Source organism: Geomicrobium sp. JCM 19055, assembly GCF_000698185.1.
GTDB classification, from domain to species: domain Bacteria; phylum Bacillota; class Bacilli; order Bacillales; family Marinococcaceae; genus Geomicrobium_A; species Geomicrobium_A sediminis.
In genome coordinates this window covers 191,832-214,234 of sequence record NZ_BAXL01000001.1, presented here as the reverse complement: position 1 = coordinate 214,234, position 22,403 = coordinate 191,832, and the positions used below count along the sequence as shown (strand labels likewise).

General features: G+C 42.5%; 24 protein-coding genes and 2 pseudogenes. 12 read left to right on the top strand and 14 right to left on the bottom strand.

Annotation, left to right across the window (positions count from 1 at the left end; genetic code table 11):
- Nucleotides 1-63 precede the first annotated feature (63 nt).
- Nucleotides 64-513 (top strand): DUF4385 domain-containing protein, encoded by a 450-nt coding sequence (locus JCM19055_RS01160; protein WP_042358178.1) that lies wholly within the window; start codon nucleotides 64-66, stop codon nucleotides 511-513.
- A gap of 251 nt (nucleotides 514-764) precedes the next feature.
- Here JCM19055_RS01160 and JCM19055_RS01150 read toward each other — a convergent pair whose 3' ends face one another.
- On the bottom strand, nucleotides 765-1,106 hold the full coding sequence (locus JCM19055_RS01150) for a hypothetical protein (RefSeq protein WP_042358176.1): 342 nt from the start codon (nucleotides 1,104-1,106) through the stop codon (nucleotides 765-767).
- A 10-nt stretch (nucleotides 1,107-1,116) separates the two neighbouring features.
- Complete coding sequence (locus JCM19055_RS01145) at nucleotides 1,117-2,295, bottom strand: ParM/StbA family protein (protein ID WP_265181625.1); 1,179 nt, start codon at nucleotides 2,293-2,295, stop codon at nucleotides 1,117-1,119.
- A gap of 259 nt (nucleotides 2,296-2,554) precedes the next feature.
- On the opposite strand from JCM19055_RS01145, the gene JCM19055_RS01140 reads away from it, so the two are divergent.
- Both JCM19055_RS01140 and JCM19055_RS01135 read left to right on the top strand, forming a co-directional pair.
- Nucleotides 2,555-4,225, top strand: coding sequence for a methyl-accepting chemotaxis protein (locus JCM19055_RS01140; RefSeq protein ID WP_042358175.1), 1,671 nt, complete (start codon nucleotides 2,555-2,557; stop codon nucleotides 4,223-4,225).
- A gap of 174 nt (nucleotides 4,226-4,399) precedes the next feature.
- On the top strand, nucleotides 4,400-5,035 hold the full coding sequence (locus tag JCM19055_RS01135; RefSeq protein ID WP_042358174.1) for a methyl-accepting chemotaxis protein: 636 nt from the start codon (nucleotides 4,400-4,402) through the stop codon (nucleotides 5,033-5,035).
- Nucleotides 5,036-5,066: 31 nt separating this feature from the next.
- Here JCM19055_RS01135 and JCM19055_RS01130 read toward each other — a convergent pair.
- The 3 genes and pseudogenes from JCM19055_RS01130 to JCM19055_RS01125 form a co-directional block, all read right to left on the bottom strand.
- Nucleotides 5,067-6,175: pseudogene (locus JCM19055_RS01130) on the bottom strand (acyl-CoA carboxylase subunit beta).
- A gap of 19 nt (nucleotides 6,176-6,194) precedes the next feature.
- The gene (locus JCM19055_RS31020) at nucleotides 6,195-6,350 is read right to left on the bottom strand and encodes a hypothetical protein (RefSeq protein ID WP_370542951.1); all 156 of its coding nucleotides are present in this window, start codon (nucleotides 6,348-6,350) and stop codon (nucleotides 6,195-6,197) included.
- Between the two features lie 270 nt (nucleotides 6,351-6,620).
- Entirely contained in the window at nucleotides 6,621-8,159 is a 1,539-nt protein-coding gene (locus JCM19055_RS01125; protein WP_152549675.1) for an AMP-binding protein, read from the bottom strand.
- A 446-nt stretch (nucleotides 8,160-8,605) separates the two neighbouring features.
- On the opposite strand from JCM19055_RS01125, the gene JCM19055_RS01120 reads away from it, so the two are divergent.
- Nucleotides 8,606-9,700 (top strand): hypothetical protein, encoded by a 1,095-nt coding sequence (locus JCM19055_RS01120; RefSeq protein WP_042358173.1) that lies wholly within the window; start codon nucleotides 8,606-8,608, stop codon nucleotides 9,698-9,700.
- 107 nt (nucleotides 9,701-9,807) lie between these two features.
- Nucleotides 9,808-10,350 (top strand): YusW family protein, encoded by a 543-nt coding sequence (locus JCM19055_RS01115; RefSeq protein ID WP_193745255.1) that lies wholly within the window; start codon nucleotides 9,808-9,810, stop codon nucleotides 10,348-10,350.
- Nucleotides 10,351-10,406: 56 nt separating this feature from the next.
- Here JCM19055_RS01115 and JCM19055_RS01110 read toward each other — a convergent pair whose 3' ends face one another.
- Genes JCM19055_RS01110 through JCM19055_RS01100 form a run of 3 tightly spaced genes read right to left on the bottom strand, consistent with a single transcriptional unit; the run spans nucleotide 10,407 to nucleotide 12,188 of the window.
- Entirely contained in the window at nucleotides 10,407-10,730 is a 324-nt protein-coding gene (locus JCM19055_RS01110) for a hypothetical protein (protein ID WP_193745254.1), read from the bottom strand.
- A complete protein-coding gene (locus tag JCM19055_RS01105) occupies nucleotides 10,709-11,956 on the bottom strand; it encodes a CotH kinase family protein (RefSeq protein ID WP_265181624.1) in 1,248 nt (415 codons plus the stop codon). Before JCM19055_RS01105 ends, JCM19055_RS01110 begins: the two co-directional genes overlap by 22 nt.
- Nucleotides 11,898-12,188 carry a hypothetical protein gene (locus JCM19055_RS01100; RefSeq protein WP_042358169.1) on the bottom strand — a complete coding sequence of 97 codons (291 nt, stop codon included), beginning with the start codon at nucleotides 12,186-12,188 and terminating at the stop codon, nucleotides 11,898-11,900. Before JCM19055_RS01100 ends, JCM19055_RS01105 begins: the two co-directional genes overlap by 59 nt.
- A 204-nt stretch (nucleotides 12,189-12,392) precedes the next feature.
- On the opposite strand from JCM19055_RS01100, the gene JCM19055_RS01095 reads away from it, so the two are divergent.
- Nucleotides 12,393-12,914, top strand: coding sequence for a transposase (locus tag JCM19055_RS01095; RefSeq protein ID WP_265181669.1), 522 nt, complete (start codon nucleotides 12,393-12,395; stop codon nucleotides 12,912-12,914).
- Here JCM19055_RS01095 and JCM19055_RS01090 read toward each other — a convergent pair.
- Together JCM19055_RS01090 and JCM19055_RS01085 are read right to left on the bottom strand one after the other, a co-directional pair.
- Entirely contained in the window at nucleotides 12,911-13,528 is a 618-nt protein-coding gene (locus tag JCM19055_RS01090) for a hypothetical protein (RefSeq protein WP_042358168.1), read from the bottom strand. The two genes, JCM19055_RS01095 and JCM19055_RS01090, sit on opposite strands and share 4 nt — an antisense overlap.
- A 132-nt stretch (nucleotides 13,529-13,660) precedes the next feature.
- Nucleotides 13,661-14,437 (bottom strand): FxLYD domain-containing protein, encoded by a 777-nt coding sequence (locus tag JCM19055_RS01085; RefSeq protein ID WP_042358167.1) that lies wholly within the window; start codon nucleotides 14,435-14,437, stop codon nucleotides 13,661-13,663.
- Nucleotides 14,438-14,782: 345 nt separating this feature from the next.
- Between JCM19055_RS01085 and JCM19055_RS01080 the strand changes: the two genes are divergently transcribed.
- The 6 genes and pseudogenes from JCM19055_RS01080 (at nucleotide 14,783) to JCM19055_RS01055 (ending at nucleotide 20,351) form a co-directional block, all read left to right on the top strand.
- A complete protein-coding gene (locus tag JCM19055_RS01080) occupies nucleotides 14,783-15,079 on the top strand; it encodes an EamA family transporter (RefSeq protein WP_265181623.1) in 297 nt (98 codons plus the stop codon).
- Nucleotides 15,066-15,404 (top strand): EamA family transporter, encoded by a 339-nt coding sequence (locus JCM19055_RS01075; protein ID WP_265181622.1) that lies wholly within the window; start codon nucleotides 15,066-15,068, stop codon nucleotides 15,402-15,404. Before JCM19055_RS01080 ends, JCM19055_RS01075 begins: the two co-directional genes overlap by 14 nt.
- Nucleotides 15,405-15,488: 84 nt before the next feature.
- Nucleotides 15,489-16,426, top strand: a pseudogene (locus JCM19055_RS01070) (glycosyltransferase family 2 protein).
- The gene (locus JCM19055_RS01065) at nucleotides 16,423-17,352 is read left to right on the top strand and encodes a hypothetical protein (RefSeq protein ID WP_042358165.1); all 930 of its coding nucleotides are present in this window, start codon (nucleotides 16,423-16,425) and stop codon (nucleotides 17,350-17,352) included. Before JCM19055_RS01070 ends, JCM19055_RS01065 begins: the two are co-directional and overlap by 4 nt.
- A gap of 13 nt (nucleotides 17,353-17,365) precedes the next feature.
- Nucleotides 17,366-18,193 (top strand): DUF6020 family protein, encoded by an 828-nt coding sequence (locus JCM19055_RS01060; protein ID WP_265181668.1) that lies wholly within the window; start codon nucleotides 17,366-17,368, stop codon nucleotides 18,191-18,193.
- 235 nt (nucleotides 18,194-18,428) lie between these two features.
- A complete protein-coding gene (locus JCM19055_RS01055) occupies nucleotides 18,429-20,351 on the top strand; it encodes an acyltransferase family protein (protein ID WP_265181621.1) in 1,923 nt (640 codons plus the stop codon).
- 107 nt (nucleotides 20,352-20,458) lie between these two features.
- Here JCM19055_RS01055 and JCM19055_RS01050 read toward each other — a convergent pair whose 3' ends face one another.
- Genes JCM19055_RS01050 through JCM19055_RS27905 form a run of 4 tightly spaced genes read right to left on the bottom strand, consistent with a single transcriptional unit; the run spans nucleotide 20,459 to nucleotide 22,398 of the window.
- Nucleotides 20,459-20,986 carry an FMN-binding negative transcriptional regulator gene (locus JCM19055_RS01050; protein ID WP_052365747.1) on the bottom strand — a complete coding sequence of 176 codons (528 nt, stop codon included), beginning with the start codon at nucleotides 20,984-20,986 and terminating at the stop codon, nucleotides 20,459-20,461.
- A 1-nt stretch (nucleotide 20,987) separates the two neighbouring features.
- Nucleotides 20,988-21,608, bottom strand: coding sequence for an alpha/beta hydrolase (locus JCM19055_RS24990; RefSeq protein WP_081833342.1), 621 nt, complete (start codon nucleotides 21,606-21,608; stop codon nucleotides 20,988-20,990).
- Nucleotides 21,584-21,913 (bottom strand): alpha/beta hydrolase, encoded by a 330-nt coding sequence (locus JCM19055_RS22235; protein WP_052365745.1) that lies wholly within the window; start codon nucleotides 21,911-21,913, stop codon nucleotides 21,584-21,586. The genes JCM19055_RS24990 and JCM19055_RS22235 overlap by 25 nt, the downstream gene beginning before the upstream one ends.
- The gene (locus tag JCM19055_RS27905) at nucleotides 21,907-22,398 is read right to left on the bottom strand and encodes a hypothetical protein (RefSeq protein WP_265181620.1); all 492 of its coding nucleotides are present in this window, start codon (nucleotides 22,396-22,398) and stop codon (nucleotides 21,907-21,909) included. The genes JCM19055_RS22235 and JCM19055_RS27905 overlap by 7 nt, the downstream gene beginning before the upstream one ends.
- Nucleotides 22,399-22,403: the final 5 nt, after the last annotated feature.

The following is a 22,403-nucleotide window of genomic DNA, read 5'->3' as shown; positions in this document are numbered from 1 at the left end:
GAATTCTAGGTTTCACCAAAATCTAAAACGGGTATTACAAATTGACTAAAAGGAGGTTTTGCTATGGGAAACATCTACGATGAGGTGGATTTCGACAATACAGACTTCCGAAAGCAGCCTGACAAATACCGAGTGGGTCGTGGTGAACAAGGTGTGCTGATGGTCGAACCATACAAAAGTGAAATTCTTCCGAACTGGCGATTCAAGACCCCTGAGATCGCCCAAGCATCCGCAGATGAGATTTACAACCAATACTTATCGTATAAAGAACAAGAGGACTTCGTCGGCATGGACATGGCACGAAAATACTTACAAATGGGCTATACAAGAGCAAGGCGGTATGCTAACTATCCTGGTGGCAAGAAATACAACGCGGATGGCGAACGTAATGAACGTTCCATTGATGAACAAAAGGCAAAAGCAGCATCAATTTTCGAAGAGAAATGGAAATTGGTTCGTGAAGATGAAGACTATTTAAAGAAAAAGCACGAACACCAAACGCAATACGGATAATGACTTACCTCTAATGACCGAAAAGGAGTGTGCCGTTTATTAAAAAGGAAAACAGATCCATCCACTATCTCAACCTAACTTTACTCTTCTTCGCACTACTCGCGTTTTCCTTCTTTGCTTACACAACTCTTCCAACCGGACAGAACTGGATGGTCATCATCTTATTCGCCATGGTCGTGACGACCTTCGCAGCCTTTACCCCTTTCGGTACAAAAACGAAAAAGAGTGAGCAGTAAACACTGCTCACTCACTTACTTCCTGCCAAACAATGCACCTTTGTCAACAAACCCTGCCCAATCATCGTCTTCATCGTCCGCAAATGGAGATGGAATATGACGTTGTTCAGGTCGATTCGTTGCCTTTGGTGTTGGCGCTTCAACTTCTTCAGGTTTCGTTGCTTGCGCTTCTTGGAACAAACGCATTAACTCATTCGCATTGTCAAAACTACGGATGTCAACATTCCCTAAATGCTGTTGCATTAACTGAACCGCAAAAGACAATGAATCACGAATGTTCTTTTGGGAGTCAAGCCACTCATTAATCTTCTCGGCATTTTCTTCTTTATTTAATTTCCACGTGTAGCTGTTTCTCATCGTTCATCACCTATGCGTAAAGAACTTTTTCGTTTAAGATTCGAAGACCATCAACGTTCATATTAATTGCATACTCTTCTGGAACCCAAATCACTTCAAGCTTCGCATCTGCTGCGAATTCAATGAGATCTTCATAGAGTTCCGTCTTAAATTGAATACTTCCTCCACCGTAAACCATGATGAAGTTCACTCGACCAGCCGTTTGTACGACTTTCTCTTGTACCGCTTCTAGAAGTAAACGAGACTGTGTATACTTCGCTTCCATGAGCTTGTTCACAGCGTCTTTATGAAGTGGGTTGTTACGATCACGGTGAATGTCCATGAATTGCTGACGGTTCAGATCAAGGTAGCCGCCTACTTCAGACTTGAGCAAGTTGATCGCTTCTTGTGTCGCATGACCAACACCGAAACGTTGACCGTCACTCAAATCAAGTACCGGGTTCAGCTTCTCTGTGTAGTTAAATTCTGTCGTGCCGTCACCGATATCCACGTGAACGATATTCTTCTCAGCGATTTTCTTTGGCAACTTGTCCAATTTCTCTTCTGAAATGTTGTAATCATAAAGAGAAACATAGTCTTTTAGAATTCCATGGTTTGCAGCACGTAATGTGTAGAGTGCTGGAATACCTTCTTGTGTAACGTTCACATCATCAAATGAGACTTGAACGTTCACTTGTTGCTCGCCAACATGAAGGGTTACATGGTGTGAGTGATCGAGAATACGGCGACGTAATGCTTCTGCCTTCTCATTCGTATGCTCACTAGCTGGAATAGCAGTTGATAGTTTCGCTTTCACTTCCAAGAAGTTAGGAAGGGCGCCTTGCTCCATGTACTGGTTACGCACTTCATGGCTTGCGACCATACCGAGTAGCATAATGACAGGTAGGTCGTGCTTGTATTTGTTTCCTAGTTTAATATTCATGTTCTCAACGTCTGCTGAACGGCTCGCTCTTTCACCGATCATAAACAATCCATCGCGACGAATCGCTTGGCTTGATACGTTTACGAGGAGCTCATGATCCAAGTTCAAAATTGACTTCTCAACGTCTAGTTCTAAATTCTCAGGCTTAGAAAACAAGCGTTTAATGACCGAAGGTTGCTTAAGAAATTGATCATTAATGTACATTTTCGTTTCTGAGTTTCCAAGATCCGCTGCTATTAGCACAGTAATCGCTCCTTGTCTATTCATCTAAAAGAAACCTTATAGATTTCTTTTCCATTCTTACTAAGGTTTCCCTATACCATATCATACAGAAGTTACCAGTGAAATGCTATGAGCAATTACGAGTAGTTTCTAGTGAATGCTAATAGATTGCTAAAAGAATCCAAATAGAACTTTACACCTACGAATTGTAGCCATTTTTGTCGAACGATGTTTTTTTTACTGTAGGGCATGACGAATCCCTCCGATAGTAAAGATAACTACATGTAGACAGGGGTTGCTTACGATGCGTTGGAGGTCTAAGAGCATTACGAGTACTTATATGAAGGTATTCACAGCAATCATGCTTTTCTTTGTTATTGCCGTCACCGTCGCAACTGGCTGGCAAACCGTAAATCATTTACAATCCAGCGTACACGACAAATTGTCATCTGAACTTGAACTTGGCTTTGAAGTCATCGATTATCAATTCCGAGGACCTTGGTCACTTGATGGTGAGCAACTAGTTAAAGGAAACCGCGCTGTTGGAGACGAGTTCGTTGAACACGTAACGTCTCTTACCGAAGGTGAAGCGTTTCTATTTACGCAAGATCAAACGATTGCTTCCTCCACCCCAGCGTCTTTTACAGCTGACCATCGCGCGTTCGACACGCTTGTGCAAACAGAAGAAACTTACCTAACTGACCACGACATGAATGGTGAGGCGTACCAATTGCTCTACTCCCCTCTTTATGATGCCAATTCTGAAATGATCGGAATGTGGGCAGTTGGCCAATCCACAGAACATATTCAACTTGCCACGATCCAAAACGTATTGCTATTCGTTGTCTCGTTCGTCTTTTTCACCATAATTGTTTTCATAATATTCTTATTTATTAATCGAGTAATTCAGCGCCGATTCCTAACCGTCACATATGCATTAGAAGCTGCTGGTGAAGGGGACTTCACCAATGTTCTTGATGACTCTGCAGCAGACGAGCTTGGACAGCTTTCCAGACATTACAATACTATGAAGAAAAAGTTAGCGGAGTTATTTTCTCATATTCAAGAATCATCTGAGTCCGTGGCAGCATCCGCCGAAGAGTTGCATGCTAGTTCAGAAGAACTTAGTACAAGTGCGTCTCATACCGCCGAATCGATTTCTTCGATGGCAGAATACAGTGATGAACAGAAGCAGCACGCAAATCACACGCTCATCAACGCTTCTCAGATGAATCAAACGATTAAAGAAACGTTACGTCGCCTGCAATCGATCGAGTCACTAACACAAAACGTTCATACAGCCGCGGAAGAGGGTTCAACAACGATGATCAAAGCAACAAAACAAATGCACATCCTTCATGACCGTAACGAAACGACGGCTACGATGATCGATAATCTCAACAGTTATTCTGAAACGATCGAACAGATTGTATCGGTCATTTCAGAAATTGCCGATCAAACCCACCTTCTTGCGTTAAATGCAACGATTGAAGCAGCTCGCGCTGGCCATCAAGGAAGAAGCTTTGCCGTTGTTGCTGAAGAAGTCAACAAGTTGGCCACAAATTCTGGGAAAGCAACAACTGAGATTCGAGAGACCATCTACAAAATCCAATCGGAAATGAACTTATCAAAACAAGCAGTACAGGCCGGAACTGTTGCGATTTCAGATAGTCAACAGCAAGTCGAACTAGCAAAAGAACAATTTCATACGTTGCTCGTTCATATCCAATCTCTTGCCACTGATGTAACAAAGATCGAAAACGAACAACAAGAGAATGTCGCTCATGTGACTGCACTTGAACAAGTTGCACAGAAGTCTCTAACTGCCGCACAATCCATCGCTGACTATGCCACACAAGTTGCCGCTGTTGCAGAAGAACAACACGCAGCAACGGATGAAGTGTCATCATCAAGTGATGTATTAACACAATCGGCACAAGCAATGCAAACGAGCTTAGCTCGCTTTCAGATGTAGAGCTAACTGAAACTGCTGTTGTAGTTTTTTTAGAAGTTAGTAAGAATATTTTTGAGTACTAAATAAGAAAGGAGGTTAATATCGAAGCATTTGTTGGGCTACATTCTCGTACGAGTCATTCTAGAGTAACGACTGAAAAAAACGATACAAGATATTTCAAACGCTACGAACAGAATGGAAGGGATTGATTCACAGCCTGAAGAGATCGTGAACAGAATCGAACAACTCCAGACGATCAGCCAACAAATTGCCAAAGACGTGGAAGATGTGGAAAAGACCGCGCGTCAATCACATATTCTAGCGATTAATACGGGAATCGAGGCGGCTCACACTCGTGCAGGGAAGCATTTCGCTGTGATTGCAGAAGAAATTCGAAAGCTCGCTGTCGCATCACAACATACAGGATCTGTGATTGCTAAATCTGCTCAGTCCATTGAACATGTAGCCACTCGTACGTCGACATTGTTAAAAGAACAAGAACAAACGTTACAAGTAAAAACAAACGCTCTCGTCAACACAGAAACACACCTCGCAACCATGTTCGAAGAAACGAAACGGTTAGAAGAACGGATTACCGATGGAGAACAGTCGATGAAAGGGATGCAAGTCAAATACGTTGATGTGACGAAGATGCTTTCAAATCACGTCCATACATACGAAGAACTTCTAAAACGAATCGAAGCTATGATTACCGCTGCTACCGCTCAGCACCAACAAAACTTAGAGAGCACCCAATCGATTCAGCAACTCGTTAATACCGTAAAATCACTGAGAACGAACATTCAAACGTTGAACAATGGGATTGATTAAAGGTGGACGAGCCACCTTTAATCGTTAATTACTAATAACCTGTTGGCCAATTCGCTAGCTTTCGCTCACTGATTGAACCGTTATTAAGACAAGCATATTCAAGAGTCTGACAGAGAAACGCTCGTGTATCGCGAGGGTCGATAATATCATCAATCAAATGCTTTGATGCAGCTTTATAGGGCGAACTCTCAAATGCCCACGTATCAAGTAACTCTTGCCGTGCTACTTTTGGATCTTCGGCGTCTTCAAGCTCTCGACCATACACAACATTTATACCGACTTCTGGACCTGTAAAGTTAATATCTGCAGTTGGCCAGGCGACAACAAAGTCCCCACCCATATCCGGTCCACACATGTTGCTATATGCAGCTCCGATGCTTTTGCGGATCACAACACTCAGTTTGGTACTGTTGAATGTACGAGTGCTTGATTCCAGAGAATAATCTTTGAAGGAATTCTCGAGCGTTCTGCCCCGCTTGATACGCGAAAGCCAGGGATATCATGTAGGAAAATTAACGGAATATGAAATGAATCGCATTGCACGATAAAGTCTGTCGCTTTTTCACATTCTTGCGCTCCCGCTGCCCCCGCAAAAAACATCGGTTGGTTCGCGATTATCCCTACTGTTCGACCGTTCATTCTCGCAAAACCAGTAATAAGCGCTTTACCAAACCCTTCTTTGAGCTCAAAGAAATGATGATCATCAACAATTAATGCAATAAGTTTCTTCATATCATATGCCCGTTTCATACGCGTAGGAACAAGTTCTGTTGCTTCATGCAGCAATCGGTCTGCATCGTCATTTGATGGTACTACCGTTGATTGTTCACCTGCATGACTTGGAACGTAGGACAAATACTCCTTGATTGCTCGGATGCAGTCATCTTCGTCTTCTGCAGCATGATCAATTTGTCCTGTTTCAGTTGCATGCATCTCCCAACCACCGAGTTGTTCTGGTGTAATTTGTTCACCCGTAGCAATTTCAAGCATTCTTGGACCTGCCACAGCCATGCACGTTCCTTTTACTTGGCTCACGAAATCCGAGCTCACAGCAAACCACGTCGGACCACCGTAACTGTCACCAAAAATCCCTGTTATTAACGGTACTTTGCGGTCATGATGCAACAATTGATATGGCATCATAAAGCGACTAATGTTGTCAGAGCCATCCATCTGGCATTCGCAGTCCGCCACCTTCAGCGAGAGTAATCAAAGGAAATCCACGTTTGACGGCGTATTCATGGAGATTCTTCGACTTGCGCATAAAGACGGCTCCTTCTGTCGCCGCAAAGACCGTCTTATCAAACGCTTTAATAACGACGGGTCTCCCATCAATCTTGGCAACGCACCGATCAGTCCGTCCGTTGGGCTTTTCGTAGCTGCACCTTGTTGATCCGATGTATTAAGTAGACCAAGTTCAAGGAATGAACCCGCATCGACGAGTTTGGCAATCCGTTCTCTTGCCGTATAAAATCCCTTTTCTTTATGAGCTGAGACCTTTTTCTCTCCACCCATTCGACGTGCACGCTCTTTTCGCTCTTGCAACTCATGCAAGTAAGTTCCATGCTCGATCTCCTCTTTCAGCTCAGGTTTTTTTTACTTTGCCCGTGGCTGTCATTGGGACGCTTTTCATAATGACAATTCTCGGTCGTTTGTAAGATGCCATGTTCTCTTTGCAATATGCTTCCAGTTCTTGAACGGTCGTTTCCTTTTCTAACACCACTGCGGCTACTGGTAGCTCTCCCTTTTGCTCATCTTCAACCCCAATGACACCACAGACTGCAACGGCTGGATGATTGGTGACGATCACTTCAATTTCAGCCGGGAACACGCTCATCCCGTTTACTTTTAACATCTCTTTTTTCCGACCTAGAAAATAAAACTGACCTTTCTCATTAATTAAGCCGATGTCACCCGTCTTTAACCAGCCATCGACAAGATCTTGCTCAGTTTTCTCTTCGTTGTTCCAGTATCCTTTCATAAGCGATGGTGTTCGAATCGCGATTTCTCCTTCTGTACCAATCGGAAGCAATGCTCCAGTATCGAAGTCGAGAATTTTAATTTCAGTACCAGGCATTGGAAATCCGACGAATCCTGGGCGATCCAAATCAGCATCTTGCTCTTGTTGACCATCTGTAAACGAATCCATCGTATGTGTTTCTGTCATGCCGTACGAAGCTTCTTTTAAAATTGTACCTGTCAGTTCATACCAACGTTTGCGGTAATCAACATTGATTTTCTTTACGAAAGAAACACCAAGTGTGGTCTTGAATGAGGATAAGTCTCGACCTTTTGCTTCATTCATGACTGCAACGAGATTGTCCGTGATTGCTGATGTCGAAGTGACCTTGTATTTTTCCACAGCTTGGATAAACGTCTCCGTATCCCAGCGAGTCATCAACACCTGTGTATGACCTGTGAATATCGGATTGATCACACCCGCATCTTCCCCAGCAATCCAGAAGATTGGCAAGTAGTTCAGCGTCACTTGATCTCCTTTATGACTTAAGCCAAAGGTCGTTGACGTGGCGGCTGTATACACCATATCTCCTTGTGTATGCATGCATCCTTTCGGCAAACCTGTCGTTCCCCCTGTATAATTCAGTGCAGCGATGTCATCTAACGATCGATCCACATGTGGATAAGTGGAAGAACTTGAAGTGATGGCTTGTTCGAAATCAATTTCAGTATGTTGCAATTTTTGAGTTATTCCGTCGGGTATTGGTAACGTCGGGTTTTCAGGGAGGTAGTCGGACAACGATGTCGCAATGATGGTGTGTAAGGTCGTACGATCTTTCACTTGATTAATGAGTGGAAGGAATTGATCTAACGTCACGATGACTTGAGCGTCACAGTCGGTCAGTTCGTAGTGCAGTTCTTTTTCTTTAAACATTGGATTTACCGGAACGTGAATCGCACCGATTTTTAAAATCGCATAAAAGGCGATGATGAATTGTGGACAATTCGGCATATATACTGCAATCCGATCTCCTTTCTTCGTCCCAATTCCTGATAAATATGTGGCGAATCGACTACTCTTTTCGTTTAGCTCTGCAAATGTCAGTTCTCGACCGTAAAAAAATCGTCGATACTTTATTCGGTGTTCTGTGTGCGTGTTCTTCAAGATAGTCGGTTAAGAGTTTTTTTACCAAACGGATAGTACGCTTCCTTTGGCAAATGTTCTGGCCAATTTACTTCCCTACGTTTACGCAAATCATCTAGATAATGCTGTTCATCCATTCATACCACTCCTTTATGTCGCCAATCAGATTAAAGAGTGTTACTGCAAAATACATACCAATTGTAAGCGCTTACTTTATTAGGTGCAGTGACTTTTTAATTCATTTTTAAATTTTCGCTGTTCATTTTTGATTCAATCGATATGTAAGATGTTCAACCATACTTTTGGTAAAATATTGTCAAATTCATTCAATTTCCTTCAACAAAGATTAGCATATCTTGTCAAGATATTGCCTTTTATCTTTCTATCTTTTTTTTCGCATAGCAATAAAGAATTGCAACTGTTATGCTTGCCATAATCGGGGTGAGATCGCTAGAAGGAGGGGGCTCATGGGCAAATCATCTGCGTCTCCAGATTTACTCATCGGTGCTATTGGGAATTGGTATAATGCCATCGTTTCTTATGATGCGAAGAAAGCCCAAATGCAGAAGGCGCTAACAGAACAGCTCTTACGATCAGCTGTAACAGACAAAAAGATTCAGACGTATCATCAGCTCGTCGAATTTCGTCATAAAATTTTTACAAATGAGATTCTTAGAGATCCGCTTCCTGAGAATCAAGCACACGTTGATGAATCCATTGTGGAGACTGATCAAGTGCTTAATTACTTATATCACTTGATGGAAGGTCGAATGGCGTTTCAGCGTGAGAACTATTTACAATCATTGGGTCATTATCAAAAAGCAGAGCGATCAATTCATTCAGTGAGTGAACTAGAAAGAGCTGAATTTTTCTTTTTACTCGGTGAAGGTTTCTACAGAATTAATCAATATATGCACGCTTCACTATATCTCGACTTAGCAAAAGAGATCTTCGAGCTTAGTTCACGACATGATGAACGGGTCATTGCTTGTACGAGCTTACAAGCTTCAATCTACTCGGAGCTTCGCTTATATCATCAAGCAGAAGAGTTTTTTCTTGATTGTTTAGAACAACCGAACCTTAAGCCGTTCAATCGTTCGATACACTTACGGGCGTACGGTTTGCATAAAGAGCGAAACGGGATGCTTCAGGATGCGAGAGATTATTACGATGAGGCGCTTCATACAGGGGATCAGTACGACACACTTATTGGTTCTAAAACGAAAACAAACTTGGCGAACGTTTTATTACGCCTAGGTGATTGCTCAGGCGTTGCACTACTAGAAGAGGCCGAAGAAGATATGAAAACCTTTAACCTTGTTGAGTTTACTGCAAGAAACCGGATCACACGAGGGCTTTACGTTTCTTCGATTGATCTTTTACTCGTTGATCAGGGGCTTGACGAATTAGTGAATCAGGAATTGTATTTCGAAGCAACAGAAGCTTATGAAGAGGTTGCAGCAGTACTAGAGATGGATCAGCAATTTGAACTTGCGCTATCGTATATGCGAATGGCAAACGAACTACGACTCAAGCAGTTTTCCATCGGTATCAACAATTAAATCTACATTTCATTAACCGTCCTTTCGGTCGGTTATTTTTTTTCGCATACTTTCTTTCGGTTGTGACAGGCTATACGTATCTTAACCGAAATAGGAGGTTTATGTACTTGAAGAAATTTTTATTATCTGGTCTTATTGCTACGCTCGTACTGACAGGTTGCGGAAACGGGAATGATGAACCGAATGAGAACATGGACATGGAAGATAATCATGCTAACGACGTCGAGGAAGATGCTCATGATGACTTAGATCTTGGTGATGACATGGAGGATGATACTGACACGCCTGAAGACAGCGATGATGGCAATGCCATGGACGAGGACGGATCGGCGTATGATCGTGGGGTTGTTGACTTTGAGCTTGATATTGAGTTCATAGAAGGCGATGACTGGGAATACGATTACGAAGATGAAGACGGTGAAGTTACAGCTTCAATTGAACGTGACAACGAAACCATTCAAAATGATGAAGCGATCACAGAGATTGAACAACTGCTTCAAGACATCGAACTTCACGGTGATGCCGATGAAGAAGAGATGGTAACCGAGGTGCTACAAGCGCTTGACCTAAGTGAAGACGACGTATACAAAGTCGAACTCTCTATTGAATTCGAGAACGGCAACATGTACAACGTGGATCACACGATGTAAAAGCTTAAGGGGCCAGTCCCCCGGCGCGTTAACGCGCCGGGGGACTGCCCCTTATATTATTGCGTGATGACAAATTCATGAGTGCCATTGAGTTGCACGTCTTCAGACGTTGCGCGATTTGTATATGGATTCACATCCGTCTCCAAAACGTCCGTTTCTCCGTTAACACGCTCAGCAATTGACAATCCCCATTGGTCACCGATTGGTTCTTTGTCTTTGTACCAGTTGGTCACGTCGTTCGTATTGATATAATACAAAGTCAAATCCCCTTCAACATCAGCATCTTCGGCTTCAAAGTTGTAGGTTCGTTGAACACCGTCAATGTGATCCCCTTCTTCAAGTTCATTAATCATAAGGGTTACATCACCAGGTTGCTGCACTGAGGTTGGCTCAAAGACGGCGAATACATCCCGCGGGAGTCTGTAAAGTATACTTGTTCACCTACTTGAGTTTCATCAATTGAATGTGTAATGTGGTAACGTTCTTGTCGCTCATAATTTCCAATTCGTGTGTTAATCGTTTCGTAACGCAGAGGTACATATTCGCGCACCACATCTACTTGCTCGTCAAAATCGGCTAACTCTGAAAAGTGATTTTGTGGATGAGTTTCAAACGCACCTTCTGTGCTAGGGTCAATTGGTACAAAATCTTTAATTCGATCATAATAGGCATCAACTCGAGCGTTTACTTCCTCTTCATCAAACTTATCCATCAGCTTTACGAGGTTACGATCGATATGCTCTTTAATTTCAGGTGTTTCGATCATTTTTTCAAAAAGCAGATTGTCCCACCCTGAACCAATAGGATCATCATAGCGCATGTAATCATTCATTGTTCCATAATCCGTACGACTGTGAGAGCCGAATGTTAAGTCTTTATCCCACGGGATGAATTCCCATTTTGCTTCGGGATCTTCATGATCGAGGTACCACCAATAATCGTCACCAAATGCATCAATATCATTGACGATGAAATGCATCGCTAAGAAATTAACAACACGCTCTGCGTCCATCTCTTCATAAAATTTCTGAGCGAACTCCTCTCCAGGCGGTGTCTCGTAGACCCAAGTTACTAACTCAGCAATCGCTTCCCACTCTGGGTCGCCACGATAATCAAACACTTCTTCAAAGAACTGCTCATGATCATCAACTTCACTTAGATCGTAGGAAAAAGTAGAGTTTATATCCATCTCTTGGTTACGAATTCGGTCACGGACAAGAGTTCCATCGCCATTACGACCATTAGCTTGTAACAAATCAGAATCAATTCGCTCAACATGAGCGTATAAACCTTCATATGAATCATTCATAAAAAGATTAAAGTATTCCGTTCTAGGTGCCATTACGTCGGCATCACGAAACATCCCAAACGCTAGTTGATCTCGCATCATCGAAGAATCACTAAAGTTCGCATTCAAATTCATCCGATTGCTACCAAATGTGATAGCTTGCGGGTCTTCAAAGCGAACATTGAACGATTTTTTGTCCATCTGCCTTGTTGAATTCCCTCGAAAACGGAGACCTCCATCTAAATGTTTTATTTCAGCTTCAGGCGAATTTAAACGAATATGCAGTGAGACGATCGTCAGAATCAACATCCCGTTCATAGAGCTCCTCAAGATCCTCATCTCTCATATATAAATAGAGCGTATCTATATCAGATTCGTATGCGAGCTGCTCTATTTCAGTCCTAGGCGTAAATGATGTTTCATCTTCCTCTTCATCTACAACCTCTCTGTCCCCTTCGTTAACCTCTTCTGCTTCTAAATCCTCTCCATTACATGCCATCAAGAACAGTGGCAATGTGAGAGCTACGGAAACACCGTGAATTTTCTTCATGAGCTATTTCCCCCTTCGTTATACTCTTTTGTGGGGACAGTCCCCCAGCGCTTTAAAGCGGCGGGGGACTGTCCCCACAAATAAAGGAATTGCACGAATCGTATCGAATTATGTATTGTCTGAAACAAAATCTTAAGAAAGCAGGTGACAGTTTATTGGCAAGACAACCCCGAATATGGTTTCCTGGTGCAACATACCATATTAATGCCCGCGGCAACCAAAAAAAGGATCATTTTTCATGATGACTATGATTATCTACGCTACTACCGTTTATTACAAGCTGCGAAAGAGTCCTACCCTTTTGAACTCCATGCATATTGCTTAATGCCAAACCACATCCATCTTTTACTTGAGACGATCGACCATTCCACAACCCCCATTATGAAATCCGTCCATGCAAACTACGCCATTTACTTTAATAAGCGATACGATCTCTGTGGTCACGTATTCCAAGGTCGCTATAAAGCTCACCTCATTGGTACGCTACCCTACTTTAAATCTGCCAGTCGCTACATCCATCAGAACCCTATTGAAGCTAAGCTTGTCCAACAACCGCAAGATTACCGTTGGAGTAGCTATAAATTGTACTTTAAGCCATACAAGCAGACACTAGTATCAACAGAGAAAACACTATCTTATTTTCAGGGTATTGAGCACTATCACGACTTCGTGTGGGGACAGTCCCCCAGTGCTTTAAAGCGACGGGGGACTGTCCCCGAAAGTTAGTAGAGCTCGCCGCTATGTATTCCCTTGTATTCTTTGTTCACCTGATCGTTTGTGAAATTCGCTTCATCTATAACTTCACCTGTATCTGCATCAATGAGTTCTAGTTGTTCTCCACTCTCGATGCTATGAACCTCTATAGTCGTTGTAGTATCGATCAACTCAAAGTTGTCTTCTCTTTCGACATACTCATGAGTCATTAAGTGGATAAATACTTTACCTTCGCGCACAATATCCATTTGATAACTGTGATAGATGTGCTCGACTCCGTCTTCATCCATGACTTCGATTTGCCCTACCTCATCGGCAAGAAAACGCTCATACTCATCAAATTCAGCAAATTGTTCTAATTGATCATTTCTGAACCGCTCATGATACCCTTCCTGAGAAACGAGGTCTTCAGTCACTACATCAACCTTCTCGTCCATTTCAGAGGCGATGACAACATCATCATTAACTTCAATCACCTCTTCTTCATTTAAATCTGAATTTTTTTCTTTTTCAACGCTTGCTTCTATGTCTTCTAATGTAAGAGTCTCCTCATTTTCATCCGATGTACAGGCAGCCAAAGAAACCGCTACGGTTGATAAGACAACAAACATAAACCATTTTAGCATTCGCTCTGCTCCCTTCATGTATTACAGACGTCATGACGATGTAACATGTTACAACTTCTTTGATCCTATCATAAGTTTATATGAAAGAAAAAGTCGCTCATTGTGAGCGACTTCTTTGTGAAAATGTGAATCTTACATATCATAATATCCGGATGAGACCGCTTCGACCCTTTCTATTTCTGCTGAGTCAAAAATTACAAAATCCAAATTATATTCAAAGCTATTCGTTTGTCCAGGTTCTAAGGTATTGTCTATACCCGTCATTTCAACCCCTAGAAGCTCGTCGTCTGAATTATAAAAAGCTAAGATTAACGTAGGGTAATTTATAGAGTGCTCACTATTGTTCTCTACTTTTCCGATGGCACTTGAAGAAGTAAGTGAAACTTCTACGACCTCCAAGTCGACTTCATTGGATGTAAGAGTTCGACCAATTGATAACGTAACATCGTAGTCTGCATAGTCTTCATCAATTTCTTGAAATCCTGTAAGGTAAGCGTTCTCCCCAGGGCCAATCACTTGAGGTGTAACTTGAATGTGGCTAAAAGAACCAACCATCGACTCTGATTCATCATAAAGGGTGACGTTCGCGCCAATGGAAACCTCTTCTTCATTATCGTTACGGACTACTGCATAATATTCTGCATAGATCTCATCAAAATAATCCTCGTCTTGTACATTCACGCCTTCACCTAAGGTTACTAATTGATCCGAACTCGCTTCTGTTTCAGGTTCTTCTTCGACCTCTTCCTCCGGTGCTTCTTCCTCAGTGACTTCAACGTCTACGTCATCGTCGTCTTCTTCCGTAGCCTCTGGTTCTGTAGCATCAACCTCTTCAGTCACCTCTTCAGAATCGCATGCAGCTAACAAGACCAAAAGAGACAAGCCACTTGTTAACGCCAACTTCTTCAAAAAAAACCTCCCCTTTCATCTATGAAGTTCCTACCAATAAGCCCTCCTCTCACAAACTTAAGTAGAAAAAGCAAGACCATCATTCCATAGCCCCAAACCTCTAAGCTGTTTATTCGTATGTTCAAAAGAATTGTATCATGAATATAATCTCAAAGTAATTATTATTATTAATATTCTGTATAATTAATGTAGTGGCCTTTCCCACTTCACCGCGATGGGGGACTGTCCCCCAAGAGGGGGAGAATGATGTATACTGTTGGGAGAATATTGAAAAGGAGTACGTTACGTATACTTATGAGCTCATTTCTGCATTCCTTATCTAAAAATCGTTGGGGAATTATCCTCATGCTCTTCGCATCACTCTGTACCGCGATTGGGCAATTGCTTTGGAAGCTTTCCAACGCTGACTTAAATGGTTATTTAGTCATTGGATTTCTTTTCTATGGAGCTGGGGCGGTACTTATGATCGTGGCCTTTCGTTTCGGTTCTCTCTCTGTGTTACATCCATTGCTTAGCATTGGATACGTCATTGCAGTGTTGCTCGGGGTCTTCATCTTACAAGAAGAAATTACGTCAATAAATATTGTTGGGACACTCCTCATCATGGTCGGGGCAACGTTAATCGGGGGTGGCGATCATTAGTCAGCTTATTCTACTCATTTTGTTGTTTACATTACTTGGGTCCGTTGGTGCATACTATTTCAAACGAGCGACCAGTGAAGGCATTGGTCTTCATCGAACATTTATTCAAAACTTGATGATTGGTGGAGCCGCCTACGGTACTGGAGCACTACTAAACATTTATGTGTTGCAGTTTCTTCCTTATACCGTTGTGTTTCCACTCACCTCAATTACTTACTTATGGACCTTTGCCCTAGCTGCTATTCTCTTACGAGAATCAATTACACTACGTAAACTTATCGGTGCTACATTAATTATTATTGGTGCTGCGCTCTTAATTATGTAAATTTAAATTTACATATGTATATTAAGTCCAGATTTGATATACTATTTATGGAAATTATAGACTAGTACGTTTGGAGGAAATTTTGTGCAAATCGCATTACTAATTCCTTGTTATAATGAAGAACAAACCATTGGTGCTGTGATCGACGAGTTCAGATCCGAACTCCCGGACGCAGCTATTTATGTTTACGATAACAACTCGAGTGATAAAACATCAGAGATTGCGCGCGCTCATGGTGCGATCGTTCGTCAAGAAAACCAGCAAGGAAAAGGCAACGTCGTAAGGTCCATGTTCCGTGACATCGATGCCGATTGCTACATTATGGTTGATGGCGACTTAACCTACCCTGCGTCATTCGTCCATGAACTCATTCAACCGATTAAAGACCAGACTGCGAACATGGTCATAGGTGATCGTCTAACGAACGGTTCCTATTCTGATGAGAATAAACGAGCGTTTCATGACTTAGGTAACAATATGGTTAAAAATTTAATTAATTTTCTGTTCAAAAGTGACATTAAAGATATCTTCACAGGATACCGTGCGTTTGATCGTCTGTTCGTCAAAACAATGCCTGTCATGAGTCCAGGCTTTGAAATTGAAACAGAAATGTCGATTCACGCTTTAGACAAAAGACTTCCTATTAAAGAGGTGGCCATCGATTACAAAGATCGACCAGACGGCAGTGAATCCAAACTGAATACGTATAGCGATGGACTAAAAGTCCTCCGTAAAATCTTCGTTCTGTTTAAAGAGTACAAGCCTTTGTCCTTCTTTACTGCCTGGAGCGTGTTATTCATGTTGTTCGGTCTGATTGCGGGTATACCGGTCATTGTAGAGTACTTCCAAATGGCTTTATAACGAAGATTCCATCGGCCATTCTCGCGGTAGGACTTGTTGTATTGAGTACATTGTCTTTCGTTTGTGGTTTGATTTTAGACACAGTCGCATCATCGCAAAAGAAACAATTTGAGGTTGAGTTGAATCGACTCGCTCTAGAAAAGAGACGAGAAGAACAATGAATGTATTACGGATTATAACTGTGATTGTTAGTTCAATCATGGCGGGGCTCGTCTCAGCACGAGCCGTACTTACTCTATTTGAGCCCGTTTATGAAACATGGGAGATCGCTCCGTGGCGAGTGGTTATCTTCTCACTTGTCTTTATTGCAAGTTTCGCTTTGTTTTTTTATCAGATGGTTTATGAAAGACGGTCCTTTCTTAGCTTTTTAAAAAGGCCGATTCACCTAGTCGTTATAGCAATCCTTACTTATTTATTTTACTTTAGTACGGTTGGCGAAATGGTTCATTTAGAAGAAGAAGGTAGTATTGGTCCGGTGCCAATCATTATCATCGCCGTGCTCACATACGTGCTACTCATTTGGGCCGTCATGTATCGTATGATCGCAACGGATTGGCACTTTTATTGGAAAAAACATCAGCCTTCCCCGTGGACGATTGTTTACTTTGGCTTACCGATCGTTCTGATTGGTTTTATTTACTGGATCGGATTCTTCCCAGGGCCGATGACGCCTGATTCTTTCCATCATTGGCGACAATCACTTGATTATGATTTCAGCAACTGGCATCCGATGATTTATACAGTTTTGACGATCGTACTCACATCGATTTGGGATAATCCTGCCATCGTCACGTTGTTCCAAGTGCTGTTTATTGGAGCGGTTTGGGGTTATACGATGTTTTCATTGCGACGCATCGGACTGCCTTACATTGCCTTAATCGTTGCGACCGTTATCATCACGATCATTCCAATTACAGGCATTTATGCGGTGACGTTCTGGAAAGACGTTCTGTATAGTGTGCTCTTATTGTTATTCACTGTGTACTTTATGAACATCGTTATTTCAAAGGGAACGTGGCTCGCCATCTGGCGAAATGTGATTCTACTTACGGTAACGATGCTCGCGCTTGCTTTTTTTCCGGAATAATGGCTTGCCGATTGTGCTCGTTTCGCTCATTGCACTCGGTTTGATGCATCTGAAATACTGGCGTGCCATTGTTGCACCGATTGTGGTAACTTTAGTTACTTATATCGTCATAACCGGACCGGTTTTCTCGGCACTTGATGTAAATCCTGCGCAATCCATCGAGTCTTTAAGCATTCCGCACCAGCAAATTGGATACATCCTAAATGATGAGAACGGGACCTTAACAGATCAACAAGCTGCAGAACTTGATTACTACATGCCAGTCGACGCGTGGAAAGAAGCGTATCACCCATTTTTGTCTGACCATATTAAGTTCCATCCTGAGCTTGACCGTGATCGACTCGCCGATGATATTCCTGGATACATTGGTACATGGGCGGGTATTGTAGGCAATAACTTCGGCCTCGCTGTTGAAGGCTACTTGTACCAAACGTCAATCGTTTGGCAAATTCATGAGCCGAATCGCGCGTATACTGCCGCTTTTGCAAGTCAAGTAATGGATAACCCACACGGACTCGAGATGTCACCGCTAAGCGAACGTGTGCACCACGGGTTAATGGACTATTTAACATTTACTGATGAACAACTGCTAGAACTCATCTGGCGTCCTGCTTTATTTATCTTGTTAATTCTATTAGCAACGAGCGCTGGAGTAATTAAGAATGGCGTACGTTTCTTGCTCATCTCTACTCCTGTAATCCTAAATTGGGGAACGATGCTCGCGGCTATTCCAGCACAAGATTTCAGGTACATGCTACCGAATGTCTTTATTCTATTCGTAATTGCGCTACTCGCATTCGGGAAGTTCAAGCTAGAGAATAAGCATGAAGACCTTCATTAACAGAGGGGACAGTCCCCCAGTGCGTTAAAGCGCTGGGGGACTGTCCCCTTTTTCTTAATAAATTCTATAATTAGATTTAATCTAATTGTCATCTATTTGTGATACGCTGTTGCGTGGTAGCTTTTGCAAAAGAGGTGTAGTCATTGAATGATTTACGTGTTCCTGATAAGCGATTTAGACCCGAGCTAGAAGGTGTGCGCGCGGTTGCTGCCCTGCTCGTTGCGGTCTATCATATTTGGTTTGGCACGGTGTCTGGTGGCGTCGATGTCTTTTTTTTATCGTTTCTGGATTTCTAATTACAACGTCCCTTTTATCCCGCCTTGAGCGGACTGGAACGATTCAGTTTGGTACTTACTTACTCGGCTTAATGCGACGGTTATTTCCATTGGCCTTTTTCGTGATGTTCGTTACAATCATCTTCTCGTATTTCTATTTGCCACAATCACAATGGTCACAAACGATCTCAGAAGTGTTTGCTTCTGCGCTTTATTTTCAGAACTGGGAGCTCGCAACAAACTCTGTTGACTATCTTGCTCAGAATAACGAAGCAAGTCCACTCCAACATTTTTGGGCGTTGTCCATTCAAGGCCAATTCTACATAACGTGGCCACTGATTATTTTACTGGCTTATTTTCTAGCAAAAAAACTATTCAAACAACCGGTGCGAAAAACGCTACTATCGGTTCTTATTACGATTTTTCTTGGATCATTTGCTTATTCTGTATACATTACAACGGTCAACCAGCCGTGGGCGTACTTCGATACGTTCGCCCGAGTGTGGGAATTTAGTATTGGCGGGATTTTAGCACTTACGCTCTCTTATTTCTCGCTACATCGTATCGTTAGTTTCATTTTAGGTTGGCTAGGCCTATTGATCATTGCCTTTACCGGAATGGTACTCCCGGTCTCTGACCTATTCCCTGGTTATGCCGCACTTCTTCCGATTTCTGGGGTTATTTTTATCTTAATTGCCGCTGAAAATGGTACAACCTTCGGTGTGCAAAAGGTTCTCGGATCGAAACCCTTCGTTTACTTTGGAAGTATTTCGTATGCCTTTTATCTCTGGCATTGGCCGATTCTCATTATGTATTTCGCAATCACGAATAATGCGACCGTTTCGTTCGTAGACGGGCTGTTATTACTCGGACTATCATTTATTCTATCCGTAATCTCAGGAAAAATAATCGAATCGCCCACTCGAAGCCAAAGTGTAAAAACACGCAAGGACAAGGGAAAAGTCATTGCTATGCTTGCAGTTTTCATGATCCCGGTGTTCATCGCAAACGGAGGATGGCAGTGGCAGCATACCCAAGTCCAGCAAAGCCTTGTATCTTCAGAAGGAGCGTCTATTAACGATTTCCCTGGAGCCCAAGCCGTTTCGCACGGGGTGACACCGAACCCGGATATTGATCCGATGGACCGGATTCTACAAGCGAGTGAAGAGTTACCGTCAATGTATGACGACTCGGAATGCTACACAGGACTTGATAGTGATCGCATTCATCGCTGCTCATTTGGGGAAACAGAAGATCCTGATTATCGCGTGGCATTAGTCGGCGGTTCCCATTCTGGTCACTGGTTCCCAGCACTTGAAGAGATTGCAGGGGACTTGAATATGCAAATCGACACGTACATTAAAGACGGTTGTCGCTTTACGACAGACAATCATGGTGGAGCACTTACCGATCTTTGTGTGAACTGGAATGAGCATATTATTCAGCCACTCATTGATCACGAACCCGACTTAATCGTGACGACTGCTAATGCGAATATCGAACTAACATCAGAAGGATTCGTCGAGATGTGGGAAAACTTCGAAGGTAAGATTGATATTCTAGCGTTACGTGACAATCAACGGATGGATTTCGACGTTCCGCAATGCTTAGAGCAAGCGTCAGACCCGTCTGAGTGCGCGACGCCTCGTGATGAATTATTAACCGAGGAGCAACCGTGGGATTGGATTGGTGAAGAGAATATCCCATCGAACGTACACCTCGTAGACCTGACAGACCACTTCTGTGTAGGCGGAGAGTGCCTACCGATTATCGGTAACGTCATTACGCTAAGAGATAATAATCATATCTCCACGCTCTATGCGAGGACACTCGGACCTGCATTACGAGAAGAGCTTGAGTTCATTTTAAAAGAAGAAGATTAGAGGTTTAAATAAGGGGGACAGTCCCCCGGCGCGTTAAAGCGCTGGGGGACTGTCCCCTTAGGTTATGGCTTTTGCGATTTCTCTTGCTCCTTGGTCTTTGCTCTTTGCTAAGGCATTTTTTTTACAAGTTGGCGTCTTTCTATCGGATGATCTTGATGTAGCTTCCACTGACCTTCCATCCGTTCAATTGCAATTTCGAACCCGACGACTCCTTTAATTAATCGGTTATAGATTTCGTCTGGAACATTACCATGCCAAGGGCTCGTTTGGGTTGATTCATAGAAATGTATTGTATTGTTCATAATCCGCTTTAGATCTTCAGGCTCTGATTTATCATAATAAGTTCCATAAACATGAACAGCTTGATAGTCCCACGTTGGAACAAACCCTTCCTTTTCATAAAAAGCAGGGGACACATACGTATGAGGACCGTTGAAGATAACCAATACGTCGCCAGTTATTGACTTCCATTGTGGGTTTGCCTTTGCCATATGCCCGATAAGGTAGTCACCTTCTACCCGGCGCTCGTAAAGCAACGGCAAATGAGTACCATGCAGTTGCTCTGAGCCCCTAGAGATGATGTTCGCAAAGCTGTATTGCTCAATAAAGGCAAACATTGTTTCATGATCTTTCATTTCATAGTGTTTGGGTATAAAGATGGTACTCACCTCGCTTGATTTGCTTAATTGTTTCATCTAAGGCAATTCGTGCAGCTTCTACTTCTCCGTTCATTTGAAAAAAACTATGCACCATGCCTGAGTAGCTTTTGTAATACACCTCTACTCCAGCATCTTTTAATTGTTTTGCGTAAAGTAGACCATCATCATGAAGAGGATCATATTCCGCTGTAATGATTACTGCCGGAGGCAAACGACTATGTGATACCGCTAATAACGGGGAAGCAAACGGTTCTTTTCGCATCGTTACTTCAGGAGTATAAGAGTCAATAAACCATCTCATCTCCTCGCTCGTTAAATTATACCCTTCTCCGTGTCGTTTATATGAAGGTGTGTCCATCTGTAATGAAAGGCACGGATAAAATAATAACTGTTGAACAATCTGTATGGACTCCGACTCTCTAGCTTTTAGACATACAGCTGCAGCCAAGTTTCCACCAGCACTGTCTCCCGCTACGATAATGGGAGAGTTGTATTTCTCTTGAATCCAACTTGCTGCAAGATAAGCATCTTCAAAGGCTGCTGGATAAGGGTGTTCAGGTGCTAATCGATAATCTACGGAGACCGTCCTAAGACTGATTCATAAGCAAGGTAACGACATAGGTAATCCACGGTCTCTATGTTTCCTAGCACCCAGCCACCGCCATGATAAAAAACGAGTGTAGATGACTTTTCATTCACATTCTCAGGTATATAAGCACGCATAGGAATTTTATGCGTGTCTGTTTCTAGATGAAGTTCTTCTATGTTCGACAACGGTCGATCAATTTCCGAAAACTGCTTTCGCAAATTTTCATACTGTATTCTAGCAAGCGCAGGTTTGGAACGATCAATTACAAAATCTTTGTTCTGCTTGAGTAAACGCTCAATCGAAACATCTAGCATGTTGCTTTCTCCCGAAGATGATTAACGATTCGTAAACCACCCTCTACTTGAATCTTAACTAACTTTTGAATTGGGATGACTTTATAATTCAAAGATTCTTCAAGCTCTCCGCATAGTTCATCCAAACGTTTTAGCCCTAGTTCAATTGACTGTTTCAACTCCTCAACATCAGTTCCAGTCTCTGCTAGTAGTCGAGAGTGCTCATACTCAAATGCACGAACCGTCATTCCTAAAAACAAGCCTTGATAAAATTTTGCTGTTAACAGGTTATCAACAACCTGAGAAGTCGTTGCTTTCAGCGAAAACTCAGGGTTCTCGTTCGCCCAATTTATTTTAGCTTCAGTAGACGAATCTAGGTGGGTAATGATTTGATCGACTAACGTCAAAAACGGATTGTCACTTGATATATGGTGCCAGACAGGTTTAATAAGCTCTGAAACATAAGAATAATGAGCTCTCGTATTTTCTACATTTTCATAGATCACTTCGC

Coding starts and splice junctions, on each gene's coding strand:
- JCM19055_RS01160 (WP_042358178.1), top strand. CDS start 64: ATGGGAAACATCTACGATGAGGTGGATTTCGACAATACAGACTTCCGA.
- JCM19055_RS01150 (WP_042358176.1), bottom strand. CDS start 1,106: ATGAGAAACAGCTACACGTGGAAATTAAATAAAGAAGAAAATGCCGAG.
- JCM19055_RS01145 (WP_265181625.1), bottom strand. CDS start 2,295: ATGAATAGACAAGGAGCGATTACTGTGCTAATAGCAGCGGATCTTGGA.
- JCM19055_RS01140 (WP_042358175.1), top strand. CDS start 2,555: ATGCGTTGGAGGTCTAAGAGCATTACGAGTACTTATATGAAGGTATTC.
- JCM19055_RS01135 (WP_042358174.1), top strand. CDS start 4,400: ATGGAAGGGATTGATTCACAGCCTGAAGAGATCGTGAACAGAATCGAA.
- JCM19055_RS01120 (WP_042358173.1), top strand. CDS start 8,606: ATGGGCAAATCATCTGCGTCTCCAGATTTACTCATCGGTGCTATTGGG.
- JCM19055_RS01105 (WP_265181624.1), bottom strand. CDS start 11,956: ATGAACGGGATGTTGATTCTGACGATCGTCTCACTGCATATTCGTTTA.
- JCM19055_RS01100 (WP_042358169.1), bottom strand. CDS start 12,188: ATGAAGAAAATTCACGGTGTTTCCGTAGCTCTCACATTGCCACTGTTC.
- JCM19055_RS01095 (WP_265181669.1), top strand. CDS start 12,393: ATGCCCGCGGCAACCAAAAAAAGGATCATTTTTCATGATGACTATGAT.
- JCM19055_RS01090 (WP_042358168.1), bottom strand. CDS start 13,528: ATGCTAAAATGGTTTATGTTTGTTGTCTTATCAACCGTAGCGGTTTCT.
- JCM19055_RS01080 (WP_265181623.1), top strand. CDS start 14,783: ATGCTCTTCGCATCACTCTGTACCGCGATTGGGCAATTGCTTTGGAAG.
- JCM19055_RS01065 (WP_042358165.1), top strand. CDS start 16,423: ATGAATGTATTACGGATTATAACTGTGATTGTTAGTTCAATCATGGCG.
- JCM19055_RS01050 (WP_052365747.1), bottom strand. CDS start 20,986: ATGAAAGATCATGAAACAATGTTTGCCTTTATTGAGCAATACAGCTTT.
- JCM19055_RS22235 (WP_052365745.1), bottom strand. CDS start 21,913: ATGCTAGATGTTTCGATTGAGCGTTTACTCAAGCAGAACAAAGATTTT.